Origin of the sequence: Pseudomonas sp. 29 (genome assembly GCF_002754355.1) — a bacterium.
GTDB lineage: Bacteria > Pseudomonadota > Gammaproteobacteria > Pseudomonadales > Pseudomonadaceae > Aquipseudomonas > Aquipseudomonas neuropathica.
Genome location: NZ_PEEY01000001.1, coordinates 4,960,715 through 4,975,048 on the forward strand (window position 1 = coordinate 4,960,715; position 14,334 = coordinate 4,975,048).

At 60.3% G+C, this 14,334-nt stretch carries 8 protein-coding genes; 5 read left to right on the forward strand and 3 right to left on the reverse strand.

The genetic code is table 11. The features are described 5' to 3' along the window. Positions 1-5: 5 nt before the first annotated feature. The 3 genes from xdhC to xdhA all read right to left on the reverse strand — a co-directional run bounded on the left by xdhC (position 6) and on the right by xdhA (position 4,828). Positions 6-863, reverse strand: a complete 858-nt coding sequence (xdhC, locus tag CLU80_RS23040) for a xanthine dehydrogenase accessory protein XdhC (protein ID WP_099758468.1) — start codon at positions 861-863, stop codon at positions 6-8. A gap of 118 nt (positions 864-981) precedes the next feature. Continuing rightward, positions 982-3,381: a xanthine dehydrogenase molybdopterin binding subunit gene (xdhB, locus tag CLU80_RS23045; protein WP_099758469.1), complete on the reverse strand. Its 2,400-nt coding sequence runs from the start codon at positions 3,379-3,381 to the stop codon at positions 982-984. Then, positions 3,374-4,828, reverse strand: coding sequence for a xanthine dehydrogenase small subunit (gene xdhA, locus CLU80_RS23050; RefSeq protein WP_095047730.1), 1,455 nt, complete (start codon positions 4,826-4,828; stop codon positions 3,374-3,376). Before xdhA ends, xdhB begins: the two co-directional genes overlap by 8 nt. 268 nt (positions 4,829-5,096) lie before the next feature. Between xdhA and CLU80_RS23055 the strand changes: the two genes are divergently transcribed. The 5 genes from CLU80_RS23055 (at position 5,097) to CLU80_RS23075 (ending at position 14,231) form a co-directional block, all read left to right on the forward strand. Then, positions 5,097-5,756, forward strand: a complete 660-nt coding sequence (locus tag CLU80_RS23055) for a GntR family transcriptional regulator (RefSeq protein WP_034152853.1) — start codon at positions 5,097-5,099, stop codon at positions 5,754-5,756. Between the two features lie 2 nt (positions 5,757-5,758). Further along, a complete protein-coding gene (gene smc / locus CLU80_RS23060) occupies positions 5,759-9,247 on the forward strand; it encodes a chromosome segregation protein SMC (protein WP_093431819.1) in 3,489 nt (1,162 codons plus the stop codon). A 261-nt stretch (positions 9,248-9,508) separates the two neighbouring features. Beyond that, entirely contained in the window at positions 9,509-10,372 is an 864-nt protein-coding gene (zipA, locus tag CLU80_RS23065; protein WP_034152851.1) for a cell division protein ZipA, read from the forward strand. 160 nt (positions 10,373-10,532) lie between these two features. Then, positions 10,533-12,890 carry an NAD-dependent DNA ligase LigA gene (gene ligA / locus CLU80_RS23070; RefSeq protein ID WP_099758470.1) on the forward strand — a complete coding sequence of 786 codons (2,358 nt, stop codon included), beginning with the start codon at positions 10,533-10,535 and terminating at the stop codon, positions 12,888-12,890. Positions 12,891-13,067: 177 nt separating this feature from the next. After that, a complete protein-coding gene (locus CLU80_RS23075) occupies positions 13,068-14,231 on the forward strand; it encodes a zinc-binding metallopeptidase family protein (RefSeq protein WP_034152849.1) in 1,164 nt (387 codons plus the stop codon). Positions 14,232-14,334: the final 103 nt, after the last annotated feature.

Genomic DNA, 14,334 nt, shown 5'->3' on the forward strand with positions numbered 1-14,334 from the left:
TCTAATCAGTTTGAGGCTTTGAGTTTGGTCGCTTGACTGCGCCGCGACACCGGCAGCAGTTTGGCAATCGGTTCGGCGCTGGCAGTCTGCTGGCCGAAGTTGGCGTTGTAGGTGGCGATGATTTCGCCGGCGATGGAGATGGCGATTTCCACAGGCAGTTTGCCTTTGACTTCGCCGATGCCCATCGGGCAGCGTATGCGTTGCACGACGCCGCTGTCGAAACCGCGATCACGTAAACGGTGTTCGAACTTCGCGCGTTTGGTCTTCGAACCGATCAGGCCGAAGTAGGCGAAGTCGTTGCGCTTGAGAATCGCGGCAGTGAGTTCAAGGTCGAGTTGATGGTTGTGGGTCATGACGATGCAGTAACTGCCGGCGGGCAGTTCATCGATTTCATCCACAGGCTCTTCGGAAACGATTTTACGCACGCCGTGGGGAATGTGTTCGGGGAATTCGGCCTCGCGCGAATCGATCCAGCGCACCCGGCAGGGCAGGCTGGCGAGCAGCGGCACCAAGGCGCGGCCAACGTGACCGGCCCCGAACACGGCGATTTGCGCCTGCACCTGGCCCATCGGTTCGAACAGCAACACGGTCGCGCCGCCGCAGCACTGGCCCAGGCTGGCGCCGAGGCTGAAGCGCTCCAGATGAGTGTCCTGCTTGCCGCTGGCGAGCATCTCGCGGGCGATCTGCATGGCTTTGTATTCCAGATGCCCGCCACCGATGGTGTCGAAACTCTGATTAGCGCTGATGACCATTTTCGAGCCGGCGTTGCGTGGCGTCGAGCCGAGTTCTTCGATGATCGTCACCAGCACACAGGGCTCGCCCTGGTTCTGCAGGTCGGCGAGGGCGTCGATCCAGTTGTACATAGTTCACCCCTACAACATCGTTGTCTGTTCGGGCCTCTTCGCGAGCAGGCTCGCTCCCACAGGGAAATGCATTCCAAATGTGGGAGCGAGCCTGCTCGCGAATGGCCGCGCCTCGGTCCTAGAGCGGAGCCAACTCGGTTTCAGTCGCAACCGCTTTCACAGCCTTCAACTGACGCATCTGCTCACAACCCCACAACACCCGCTCCGGCGTCGCCGGCGCATCGATCTGCGGCTGATGTTTGTAATCACCGAGGCTCGCCACCGCATCCTTGATCGCGCACCACGAGGCAATCCCGAGCATGAACGGCGGCTCGCCGACAGCCTTGGAATGGAACACCGTGTCTTCCGGGTTCTTGCGGTTTTCCACCAGCTTCACCCGCAGGTCCAGCGGCATGTCCGCCACGGCCGGGATCTTGTAGCTGGCCGGGCCGTTGGTCATCAGCTTGCCTTTGTTGTTCCAGACCAGCTCTTCCATGGTCAGCCAGCCCATGCCCTGGATGAAACCACCCTCGACCTGACCGATGTCGATGGACGGGTTCAGCGAGGCGCCGACGTCGTGAAGGATGTCGGTGCGCAGCATCTTGTACTCGCCGGTCAGGGTGTCGACGATCACTTCGCAGCACGCCGCGCCGAAGGCAAAGTAGTAGAACGGACGACCACGCGCCTGGCTGCGGTCGTAGTAGATTTTCGGGGTCTTGTAGAAGCCAGTGCTCGACAGCGAAACCTGATTGAAATACGCCTGCTGGATCAGCGCTTCAAAGGTCAGGATATGGTCGCGAACACGCACGTGACCGTTGTGGAATTCAACGTCTTCTTCAGTGACTTTGAAGTGACGCGCAGCGAATTCGATCAGGCGTTTCTTGATGATTTCCGCCGCGTTCTGCGCCGCTTTACCGTTCAGGTCGGCGCCGCTGGACGCTGCCGTCGGCGAGGTGTTTGGCACCTTGTCGGTGTTGGTCGCAGTGATCTGCACACGGTCGATTTCGACCTGGAACACTTCGGCCACGACCTGCGCGACTTTGGTGTTCAGGCCCTGACCCATTTCGGTGCCGCCATGGTTCAGGTGGATGCTGCCATCGGTGTAGATGTGGATCAGCGCACCGGCCTGGTTCAAGAAACTGGCGGTGAAGGAAATGCCGAATTTCACCGGGGTCAGCGCCAGGCCTTTTTTCAGGATCGGGCTGTTGGCGTTGTAGCGACGAATCGCTTCACGGCGCTCGTGGTACTGGCTGCTTTCTTCCAGTTCGGCGGTCATCTCTTCGAGCATGTTGTGCTCGACGGTCTGGTAGTAGTGGGTGACGTTGCGTTCGGTCTTGCCGTAGTAGTTGGCCTTGCGCACCGCGAGTGGGTCGAGTTGCAAATGACGGGCAATCGCGTCCATCACTTCTTCGATCGCGACCATGCCTTGTGGGCCACCGAAACCACGGTAAGCGGTGTTCGACGCGGTGTTGGTCTTGCAGCGGTGACCGTGGATGGTCGCATCGCCGAGGTAGTAAGAGTTGTCGGAATGGAACATCGCCCGGTCAACGATCGACGCGGACAGGTCCGGCGAGCAGCCGCAGTTGCCGGCCAGGTCCATGTTGATCCCGTGCAGGCGCCCGGTGCTGTCGAAGCCGACGTCGTACTCGACGTAGAACGGGTGACGCTTGCCGGTCATCAGCATGTCTTCGACGCGCGGCAGGCGCATCTTGGTCGGCTGGCCGGTGAGGTGCGCAACCACCGCGCACAGGCACGCCGGGCTGGCGGCTTGAGTTTCCTTGCCACCGAAACCACCGCCCATGCGACGCATGTCGACGACGATTTTGTTCATCGACACGTCGAGCACTTCGGCAACCAATTTCTGCACTTCGGTCGGGTTCTGCGTCGAGCAGTAAACGATCATGCCGCCGTCTTCGGTCGGCATTACCGAGGAGATTTGCGTCTCCAGGTAGAAGTGTTCCTGACCGCCGATGTGCAGCGTGCCTTGGATGCGGTGTTCAGCGGTTGCCAGCGCAGAAACCGAATCGCCGCGCTGGTGGGTGTGGCTGTCGAGGACGAAGTGGCGCTTGCGCAGGGCTTCGACTACGTCGAGCACAGGTTCGAGATCTTCGTATTCGATGATCGCCGCCATCGCGGCTTTGCGCGCGGTTTCCAGATCCTTCGCGGCCACCGCAAGCACCGGTTGACCGACGAACTGCACGTCATCGATGGCCAGCAACGGGTCGCCTGGCATCAGCGGGCCGATGTCTTTCAGGCCTGGCACGTCTTCGTGGGTGATGGCGATGCGCACGCCTTCAAAGGCGTAGCACGGCGAGGTGTCGATGCTGATGATCTTCGCGTGGGCGCGGTCCGACATGCGTGCATACAGATGCAACTGGTTGGGAAATTCCAGGCGATCATCGATGTACTGCGCTTCACCGGACACGTGTTTGGCGGCGCTGTCGTGCTTGACGCTGCGGCCGACGCCAGAGGTCAGATCCTTGGCGAACAGTTCAGCCAGTTCAGCCTGGGTTTTTTCTACGCCGTGATGGTTAGACATAAGCGGTCACCCGAGTCTCGATGTGCGGTGTTTGCAGTTCGATGAAGTATTTGCGCAGCAGGTTCTGTGCGCTGAGCAGGCGATATTCCTTGCTGGCGCGGAAGTCCGACAGCGGGGTGAAATCTTCGGCCAGTGCGGCGCAGGCGCGTTCGACCACCGTGTTGGTGAACGGCGCACCGATCAGCGCGGCTTCACAATGGGCGGCGCGTTTCGGGATCGCGGCCATGCCGCCGAAAGCCATGCGTGCATCGGTGATCACGCCGTTTTCCACGCGCAGGTTGAACGCGGCGCAGACGGCAGAGATGTCGTCGTCCAGACGCTTGGAGACCTTGTAGGCGCGGAACAGCTGCTCGGCGCTGGCGCGCGGGACGATGATCTTCTCGATGAATTCACTTTCCTGACGGGCCGTGACTTTGTAATCGATGAAGTAATCTTCCAGGTTCAGGGTGCGGCGAGTTTCGCCTTTGCACAGCACGACCTGCGCGCCGAGGGCGATCAGCAGCGGTGGCGAATCACCGATCGGCGAGGCGTTGCCGATGTTGCCGCCAAGGGTGCCCTGGTTGCGGATTTGCAGCGAGGCGAAGCGGTGCAGCAGTTCGCCGAAGTCCGGGTACTCGGCGTTCAGCGCTTCGTAGCAGTCGGAGAGGGCGGTGGCGGCGCCGATTTCGATGCGGTCTTCGAAGGTGTCGATGCGCTTCATTTCCGCGACGTTGCCGACGTAGATCATCACCGGCAGGGTGCGGTGGAATTGGGTGACTTCCAGCGCCAGATCGGTACCGCCAGCGAGCAGGCGCGCTTGTGGGTAAGCGTCGTAGAGATCGGCAAGGTCGGCGACAGTCAGCGGCACCAGGCAGCGCTTGTCGCCGCTGTTGAGTTCGCCGATATCGGTCGGGGCGATGGCTTTGAGGCGCGCAATGGTCTCCGCTTCGCGGGCATCGAACTGATCTGGTTGCTTGCCGCAGCAGGATTGCTCGGCAGCGGCCAGAATAGGCCGGTAGCCGGTGCAACGGCAGAGGTTGCCGGCCAGCGCTTCGTGGGCCTTGGCGTGATCCGGTGCATCACTGTTCTTTTGCAGGGCGAACAGCGACATGACGAAACCGGGGGTGCAGAAACCGCACTGCGAGCCGTGGCACTCGACCATGGCTTTCTGCACGCTGTGCAGTTCGCCTTTGTGTTTGAGGTCTTCGACGCTGATCAGTTGTTTGCCGTGCAGCGACGACACGAACGTCAGGCACGAGTTGAGGCTGCGATAGCGAATGTGTTCGCGGCCAGCGTCATCCGTTTGCAACTCGCCGACCACCACGGTGCAGGCACCGCAGTCACCGCTGGCGCAACCTTCTTTGGTGCCGGATTTGCCGACGTGTTCACGCAGGTAATTGAGCACAGTCAGATTCGGGTCCAGGGCGTGCTCGCTACGGAGTTCCTGGTTAAGTAAAAACTGGATCACGGAAGGCCTCGCAGACTCATTATTGTTGTTAACCGACGTGAACCGAATTTAGCAGGTCTGACTTTTCGGTCAATGGTTTTCTGACTTAAAGGTCAGGAAAAAGCATTTCGTCGATCAACAACGTGTCTATTCAGTATTGACCCTCATTGGATCCCCTGCTTTTTTGCGGGAATCGTGCCAAAAACCGCTGAGTGGGCACTCCGCCATGAGCCTGCATTTGCGCTACACTGCGCCGCTTGTGCAGATCGATAGAGTTTGAAGGACAACCATGACGTTCAAGGCGCCGGACAGCCTCGCCGAGCAAATCGCTCACCACCTCGCCGAACGCATCATTCGTGGCGAAATGAAGCCGGGAGAGCGCATCCAGGAACAGAAGGTCACGCTGGCACTGAATGTCAGCCGCGGTTCGGTCCGTGAAGCCTTGCTGATCCTTGAGCGCCGCCACCTGATCGCGATTCTGCCGCGCCGTGGTGCGCACGTCACCGAGCTGACGCCGCACAAGGTGCAGAGCCTGTGCACGTTGATGAGCGAGCTGTACATTCTGCTCGGCAACGCGGTGGCCAATGGCTGGCAAGTGCAATCGGACATGGCGCCGTTCGTGCAGATCCAGCAGCGCCTGACCGCCAGCTACGAGCGTCAGGATATCCGCAGCTTCGTCGACGACAGCTTCGCCGTAATGCGCGCCGCCTATCCGTTCGCCAACAATCCGTACCTGCAAGAGACCGTCGAGAACCTGCAGCCGGCCATGAGCCGTGCGTACTTCCTCGCCCTCGAACAGCGCAAGGCTTCAATGAGCGAGTTCCTCGAACTGTTCGAACGCCTGCTCGCCGCCGTGCTCGCCCGTGATTTGCCGCAGATCCGCATCGTGCTGACGGCTTACGCCCAGCGCAGCTGCGATCTGGTGGTTTCCGCCCTGACGGTTGCCTAAGCGTGCGGCTCAAGTGCATCAAACTGGCGGGATTCAAATCCTTCGTCGACCCGACCACGGTGAACTTCCCCAGTAACATGGCGGCGGTCGTCGGGCCGAACGGTTGCGGCAAGTCGAACATCATCGACGCCGTGCGCTGGGTGATGGGCGAAAGTTCGGCGAAGAACCTCCGTGGCGAGTCGATGACCGACGTCATCTTCAACGGCTCGACCAGCCGCAAACCGGTGAGTCAGGCCAGTATCGAACTGGTTTTCGACAACTCCGACGGCACGCTGCTGGGCGAGTACGCCGCCTACGCCGAGATTTCCATCCGCCGTAAAGTCACCCGCGACAGCCAGACCACGTATTACCTCAACGGCACCAAATGCCGGCGTCGCGACATCACCGATATCTTCCTCGGCACCGGTCTGGGCCCGCGCAGTTACTCGATCATCGAGCAGGGGATGATCTCCAAGCTGATCGAGTCCAAACCCGAAGACCTGCGCAACTTTATCGAAGAAGCTGCCGGCATCTCCAAGTACAAGGAGCGTCGCCGCGAGACCGAAAACCGTATCCGTCGCACCCACGAAAACCTCGCGCGTCTGACTGACCTGCGCGAAGAGCTCGAGCGTCAACTCGAGCGCCTGCACCGCCAGGCCGAAGCGGCGAAGAAGTATCAGGAATTCAAAGCCGAGGAGCGTCAGCTCAAGGCACAACTGTCGGCCCTGCGCTGGCAGGATCTCAACGAACAGGTCGGCCAGCGCGAGTCGATCATCGGCACCCAGGAAATCAGTTTCGAAGCGCTGGTCGCCGAGCAGCGTAATGCTGACGCGGCCATTGAGCGTCTGCGTGATGGTCACCATGACCTGTCCGAACGCTTCAATCTGGTGCAGGGACGCTTCTATTCGGTCGGCGGCGATATCGCCCGCGTCGAGCAAAGCATCCAGCACGGCCAGCAACGCTTGCGGCAGTTGCAGGACGACTTGAAAGAAGCCGAGCGCGCACGCCTCGAAACCGAATCACACCTGGGCCACGACCGCACGTTGCTGCTGACCCTCGGCGAAGAGCTGGACATGCTCACCCCCGAGCAGGAAGTCACCAGCGCTGCCGCCGAAGAAGCCGCCGCTGCACTGGAAGATTCCGAATCGGTCATGCACGGCTGGCAGGAGCAGTGGGACGCCTTCAACCTGACCGCCGCCGAACCGCGCCGTCAGGCTGAAGTGCAGCAGTCGCGCATCCAGCAGCTGGAAACCAGCATGGAGCGCCTCGCTGACCGACAGAAGCGCCTCGGTGAAGAGCGCGCGCTGCTCTCGGCTGACCCGGAAGACGCGGCGATCATGGAACTCAACGAGCAGCTCGCCGAGTCCGAAGCGACCCTCGAAGATTTGCAGACCAGCGAAGAAGCTCAAGTCGAAAAGCTCGAACAACTGCGTCAGGAATTGCAGCAAGCGCTGACCGCGCAGCAACAGGCGCAGGGTGATTTGCAGCGCCTCAACGGTCGCCTGGCTTCCCTTGAAGCCTTGCAGCAAGCCGCGCTCGATCCGGGCACCGGCACCGCTGAATGGCTGAAGGAGCACAACCTCGCCGAGCGTCCGCGTCTGGCCGAGGGCCTGAAGGTCGAGGCCGGTTGGGAGCTGGCGGTGGAAACCGTGCTCGGCGCCGATCTGCAAGCGGTGCTGGTCGACGACTTCAGCGGCTTCGATTTGTCCGGTTTTACTCAGGGCGATCTGCGCCTGCTCAGCCCGGCCAGCGATGGCGTGCGCGTGGCCGGCAGCTTGCTCGACAAGGTTGATGCGCAGGTCGATCTGTCGCCGTGGCTCGGTCAGGTCAAACCGGTCGATAGTCTTGAGCAGGCCTTGGCCTTGCGCGGACAGTTGAGCGCTGGCGAGAGCCTGATCAGTCGTGACGGTTACTGGGTCGGCCGGCACTTCCTGCGCGTGCGCCGGGCCAGCGAAGCGGAAAGCGGCATGCTCGCCCGTGGCCAGGAAATCGAAGCGCTGCACCTCGAACGTGAAGAAAAAGAAGCCACGGTCGAGGCCATGGAAACCCGTCTGCAAACCCTGCGTGCGCAACAGCGTCAGCAGGAAAACGGCCGCGAACATTTGCGCCGTTTGCTGCAAGACGAAGCGCGTCAGCAAGGCGAATTGAAAGCACAGCTGTCCGCTGGCAAAGCCAAGGCCGAACAGTTGACTCTGCGTCGTACCCGTCTCGATGAAGAGCTGGTCGAACTGGGCGAACAACGCGAACTCGAGCATGAACAGATCGGCGAAGCGCGCATGCAATTGCAGGAAGCGCTGGATGCCATGGCGCTGGACACCGAGCAGCGTGAATTGCTGCTGGCCCAGCGCGACAGCCTGCGCGAGCGCCTTGACCGCGTGCGCCAGGAGGCGCGGCAGCACAAGGATCACGCCCATCAATTGGCCGTGCGTCTTGGCTCTTTGCGCGCGCAGCATGACTCCACGCGTCAGGCGCTGGAGCGTCTGGAAATGCAGGCCGAGCGCCTGACTGAAAAGCGCGAACAGTTGAGTCTGAATCTGGAGGAGGGCGAGGCACCGCTGGAAGAGCTGCGCTTGAAACTCGAAGAACTGCTCGACAAGCGCATGACCGTCGATGAAGAACTGAAGACCGCGCAGATCGCTTTGGAAGATGCCGATCGCGAATTGCGCGACGCGGAAAAGCGCCGGACTCAGGCCGAGCAGCAATCGCAGTTGATTCGCGGCCAGCTCGAACAGCAACGGATGGAATGGCAAGCCCTGACCGTGCGCCGCAAGGCTTTGCAGGATCAGTTGCTGGAAGACGGCTACGATCTTAACGGCGTGCTCGCGACATTAACCGCGCAAGCCAGTGAACGCGAAGCCGAAGAAGAACTCGAACGCATCAACGCGCGGATTCAGCGCCTGGGTGCGATCAACCTCGCGGCCATCGATGAATACACGCAACAGTCCGAGCGTAAACGTTATCTGGATGCCCAGGATGCCGATCTGGTCGAAGCGCTGGAGACCCTGGAAAACGTAATTCGCAAGATCGACAAGGAAACCCGCAACCGCTTCAAAGATACCTTTGATCAGATCAACGGTGGTTTACAGGCACTTTTTCCAAAAGTTTTCGGTGGCGGGCGCGCGTATTTGGAACTGACGGGCGAAGATCTACTCGATACAGGGGTAACGATCATGGCGCAGCCGCCAGGGAAGAAGAACAGCACCATCCATTTGCTTTCCGGCGGGGAAAAAGCCCTGACCGCACTGGCACTGGTTTTTGCCATCTTCAAATTGAACCCGGCGCCGTTCTGCATGCTCGATGAGGTTGACGCGCCACTGGATGACGCTAACGTTGGACGCTACGCACGCTTGGTCAAAGAGATGTCGCAGACCGTGCAGTTCATCTATATCACCCACAACAAGATCGCCATGGAAATGGCCGAGCAGTTGATGGGCGTAACGATGCATGAACCGGGTTGTTCGCGACTGGTAGCCGTAGATGTCGAGGAGGCGATGGCGATGGTGGACGCCTGAGTCAGCGTGGTGTCGGAAAAGGTAATTCAGGTCTGTAGGACTTTTTTACCAACTGCGACTTGCTGGCCAATCGACATATTCGCGCAAGCCAAATGAGACAGACGGTGTAAAGTTGTCTTTGGTCGTGCTAGTTTAATGTCAATTTTTCGTATACGTGGGCAAAACGCCTGTCAGAACATAGAGTTGGCGCCACGTTTTAAAGCGGTTTGCACAATGTAAACCCCTTATTTTTCAGCATTTTTTATAGAGGCACGGGATTACATGGAAATCGGTCTGCGCGAGTGGCTGATCGTCATCGGCATCATTGTGATAGCCGGTATTCTTTTCGATGGCTGGCGCCGTATGCGCGGCGGCAAGGGAAAACTGAAATTCCGTCTTGACCGAAGTCTGTCCAACCTGCCGGACGAGGACACCAGCGCTGAGCTGTTGGGCCCGGCTCGCGTGCTGGACACCCACAAAGAGCCGCAACTGGACGAACACGATCTGCCGTCGGTGAGCATGCCGGCCCGCGAAGCACGCGAGCCTCGCGAATCCGGTTCGAAACGTGGCAAGCGTGGCAGCAACGGTCCGGCGCAGGGCGACCTGAACCTCGATCTGGATCTGGACGGCGGCCCGAGCTTCAGCAGCCGTGACAACGATTTCGTTGAAGACAGCAAGCCCGCGCCGGCGATGGCCGACAAGGATCAGCCGCAAGCTGAAGAAGTATTGGTCATCAGCGTGATCTGCCGTGATGCCGCTGGCTTCAAAGGCCCGGCGCTGTTGCAGAACATTCTCGAAAGCGGTCTGCGTTTCGGCGAGATGGATATTTTCCACCGTCACGAAAGCATGGCTGGCAATGGTGAAGTGCTGTTCTCCATGGCCAACGCGGTCAAGCCGGGCATCTTTGATCTGGACGACATCGACCATTTCAGTACCCCGGCGGTAAGCTTCTTCCTCGGCCTGCCAGGCCCGCGTCATCCGAAGCAAGCTTTCGACGTGATGGTGGCTGCAGCCCGCAAGCTGTCGCAGGAATTGAACGGCGAACTGAAAGATGACCAGCGCAGCGTCCTGACCGCGCAGACCATCGAACACTACCGTCAGCGCATCGTCGAATTCGAACGTCGCGCCTTGACCCAGAAGCGCTAAGGCCAAGATCAAAAGATCGCAGCCTCGTTTCACTCGACAGCTCCTACAGGTTTGCGATGTCTGTAAGAGCTGCCGAAGGTTGCGATTTTTTGCTTCTGCTGCCAGAGATAGATGAATTAGAGCAGCCTCGGCTGCTCTTTTGCTTTTTGAGAGACCACCCATGACCGCCGCCAAAAACCGCATTCTCGAGCTACGCGCTGAACTCGATCAGCACAACTACCGTTACCACGTACTCGACGAGCCGAGCATTCCGGACGCCGAGTACGACCGGTTGTTCCACGAGCTCAAAGCGCTGGAAGCGGCCAACCCGGAACTGATCACCAGCGATTCGCCGACCCAGCGCGTCGGCAGCGTGGCGCTCACCGCGTTCACCCAGGTGCGTCACGAAGTGCCGATGCTCAGCCTCGGCAACGCTTTCGAAGAAACCGATATGCGCGAATTTGATCGCCGGGTGACCGAAGGTCTGGACCTGCCGGCCGGCGATCTGTTCGGTGGCGGTGCTGCGGTGGAGTACAGCTGCGAGCCGAAACTCGATGGCCTGGCGGTCAGCCTGCTTTATCAGGACGGCGTGCTGGTACGCGGCGCCACGCGCGGCGACGGCACCACTGGCGAAGACATCAGCGTCAACGTGCGCACCGTGCGCAACATTCCCCTGAAACTGCATGGCGAAGGCTGGCCGGCGACCCTGGAAGTGCGCGGTGAAGTGTTCATGTCCAAGGCCGGCTTCGAGCGTCTCAACGCCTCGCAACTGGAAATCGGCGGCAAGACCTTCGCCAATCCACGCAACGCTGCCGCTGGTAGCCTGCGCCAGCTCGACTCGAAGATCACCGCCAACCGTCCGCTGGAGTTTTGCTGCTACGGCATCGGCCAGGTCTCCCACGATATTTCCGATACGCACATCGGCAACCTCAAGCAGTTGCAGAAGTGGGGCATGCCGATCAGTCACGAACTGAAACTGGCCAAGGGCATCGGCGAATGTCTCGATTACTACCGCGACATCGGCGCGCGCCGTAACGCGCTCGCCTACGAAATTGACGGCGTGGTGTTCAAGGTCAACAGCATTGCCGATCAACGCGAACTGGGCTTCCGCGCCCGCGAACCGCGTTGGGCGATCGCGCACAAATTCCCGGCTATGGAAGAACTCACCGAGCTGCTCGACGTCGAGTTTCAAGTCGGTCGTACCGGTGCTGTCACCCCGGTCGCTCGTTTGAAACCGGTCAAGGTCGCCGGCGTCACCGTGGCCAACGCTACGCTGCACAACATGGATGAGGTCGCGCGTCTGGGCCTGATGATCGGCGACACCGTGATCATCCGTCGCGCCGGTGATGTGATTCCGCAGGTGGTGCAAGTGGTCATGGATCGCCGTCCCGAAAATGCGCGCGCGGTGCAGATTCCCGGGAGCTGCCCTGTGTGCGGTTCGCACGTCGAGCGCACGCAACTGATCAAGCGCAGCAAAGGCAAGGAAACCGTCAGCGAAGGCGCGGTGTATCGCTGTGTGGGCCGACTGGCCTGTGGCGCGCAACTGAAGCAGGCGATCATTCACTTCGTCTCGCGTCGGGCGATGGACATCGAAGGCTTGGGCGACAAAAGCGTGGAGCAACTGGTCGATGAAGGTCTGGTCAGTTCGCCGGCCGATCTGTATGCGCTGAAGTTCGATGACATCGTCGATCTGGAAGGTTTTGCCGAGGTATCGAGCAACAAACTGCTGGCGGCCATCGAAGACAGCAAGAAACCGGGGCTGGCGCGTTTTATCTATGCACTGGGTATCCCTGATGTCGGCGAGGAGACTGCCAAGGTCCTGGCGCGCTCGCTGGGTTCGCTGGAGCGCGTGCAGCAGGCGCTGCCGCAAGTGCTGACCTATCTGCCGGATGTGGGGCTGGAAGTGGCGCACGAGATTCACAGCTTCTTTGAAGATGCGCATAACCAGCAGGTCATCGCTGAGTTGCTGGGCCATGGTCTGCAGATTCAGGATCAGGGTGAGTTGGGCGCCGAGTTCGCGGCCAGCACTACGTTGGGTGGCTTTCTCGACAAGCTGCACATTCCTTCGGTCGGCCCCGGTGGCGCGCAGAAGCTGGCGGACAAGTTCGGTTCGCTGGAAGCGGTGATGAATGCTGACTGGCTGGACATGCGTCAGGCCTTGCCGGAGAAACAGGCGAATTCGGTTCGCGAGTTTTTTGCGCTGCCTGAGAACCGGCAACTGGCTGAGGCATCCGAAAAGCAACTGCGTGATTTCGGCATGCACTGGCAGAGCGAGAAGAAGGTTGTTGAGGGCTTGCCGCTGTCCGGCGAGACCTGGGTGCTGACCGGCAAGGTTGAGCTGATGAGCCGTGATGTCGCCAAGGAACATCTGGAAAGCCTTGGCGCCAAGGTTGCCGGTTCCGTGTCGGCGAAGACTCATTGTGTGGTCGCAGGCCCCGGCGCTGGTTCCAAACTGACCAAGGCCAATGAGCTGGGCGTGAAAGTGATGGACGAAGAAACCTTCATCGCCTTCCTCAAAACTCACGGCGTCGCCGTTTAAGATTGATCGTTCCCACGCTCCCGCGTGGGAATGCCGCTCCGGACGCTCCGCGTCCGCTGTGACGCAGAGCGTCACTGGATGCATTCCCACGCAGAGCGTTGGAACGATCAGCAAAGCGCGGGAACGATGTTGTCACGGGAATGATCTAGTCTTGGCAAGCCCCAGGGAGAGATCGCCATGCACCGCTTTTTCGAGCAGCTCAGTTCCCGCATCATCGCGCCGTTCACGGGCGAATCCTCACGCAACAGTAAAGTCTGGCCGTGCCGCTGCGGCCAGTCGCTGTTCTTTCGCAACAGCCAGTGCCTGGCCTGTAATGCGTTACTCGGTTATCAAGCCGAAGAAAGTCGCCTGACCTCGCTGCAGCCGGGGCCGTATGAGGGCACCTGGACGCTCGATGCCGACCCCGAGGCCGGCCTGTTCCGCCGCTGCGCCAACCTCGACACAGCCGCCGCGTGCAACTGGCTGCTGCCGGCCAACGATCACGACAGCCTGTGCATCGCCTGCAGCCTCAACCGCACCATCCCCGACCTGTCCGCCCCGGACAACCCTGAGCGTTGGCGCAAAGTCGAAATCGCCAAGCGTCGCCTCGTTGCGCAACTGATCACCCTCGGCCTGCAAGTCATCCCGAAAACCGTTGATGAAGACACTGGGCTGGCCTTCGACTTCATCGGCGTCGACCTCGAAGGCAACGCACCGATGACCGGCCACGCCAATGGCCTGATCACCCTCGACATCAAAGAAGCCGACGACGCCCACCGCGAGCAGGTGAGGGCGGCGATGCATGAACCCTACCGCACACTGCTCGGGCATTTTCGCCATGAGGTTGGCCACTATTACTGGGATCGCCTGATCGCCAACGGCCCCTGGCTCGGCTCGTTCCGCAGCCTGTTCGGCGACGAACGCGCCAGTTACGCCGAAGCGCTTGATCGTCACTATCAACAAGGCGCACCTCAGGACTGGCCGCAGCACTACGTCAGCGCCTACGCAACCATGCATCCCTGGGAAGACTGGGCGGAAACCTGGGCGCATTACCTGCACATGATGGATGCGGTGGACACGGCGTTGGGTTTTGGCATGAGTGCGCGGGAAATGGATTTCGACTACCAGCCGTTTCCGCCCAGCACGCTGTACGACCCGGAGCATCCCGGTGGCGAGGCGTTCCTGTCATTCGTCAACGCGTGGATCGAACTGGCGGGCATGCTCAATGAGCTGTCACGGAGCATGGGCCAGCCGGATTTCTACCCGTTCGTGCTGCCGGCGCCAGCGATTGCCAAACTGCACTTCATTCATCTGGTGATCCAGCAGGCGGGCGGCAGGGCGGATGAAGTTCTGGCCCTGTAGGCGCTGCCGCAGGCTGCGATCTTTATGTCCTTGAACCCGTTCATATTTTTAATCTGCAACCAACGGTTGTAACTTCGTCTCAGATAGGTACAATGGCGCGGCT

Bases quoted from the DNA above. Each gene is read 5' to 3' on its own strand.
- xdhC (WP_099758468.1), bottom strand. From the start codon at position 863: ATGTACAACTGGATCGACGCCCTCGCCGACCTGCAGAACCAGGGCGAG.
- xdhB (WP_099758469.1), bottom strand. From the start codon at position 3,381: ATGTCTAACCATCACGGCGTAGAAAAAACCCAGGCTGAACTGGCTGAA.
- CLU80_RS23055 (WP_034152853.1), top strand. From the start codon at position 5,097: ATGACGTTCAAGGCGCCGGACAGCCTCGCCGAGCAAATCGCTCACCAC.
- zipA (WP_034152851.1), top strand. From the start codon at position 9,509: ATGGAAATCGGTCTGCGCGAGTGGCTGATCGTCATCGGCATCATTGTG.
- ligA (WP_099758470.1), top strand. From the start codon at position 10,533: ATGACCGCCGCCAAAAACCGCATTCTCGAGCTACGCGCTGAACTCGAT.
- CLU80_RS23075 (WP_034152849.1), top strand. From the start codon at position 13,068: ATGCACCGCTTTTTCGAGCAGCTCAGTTCCCGCATCATCGCGCCGTTC.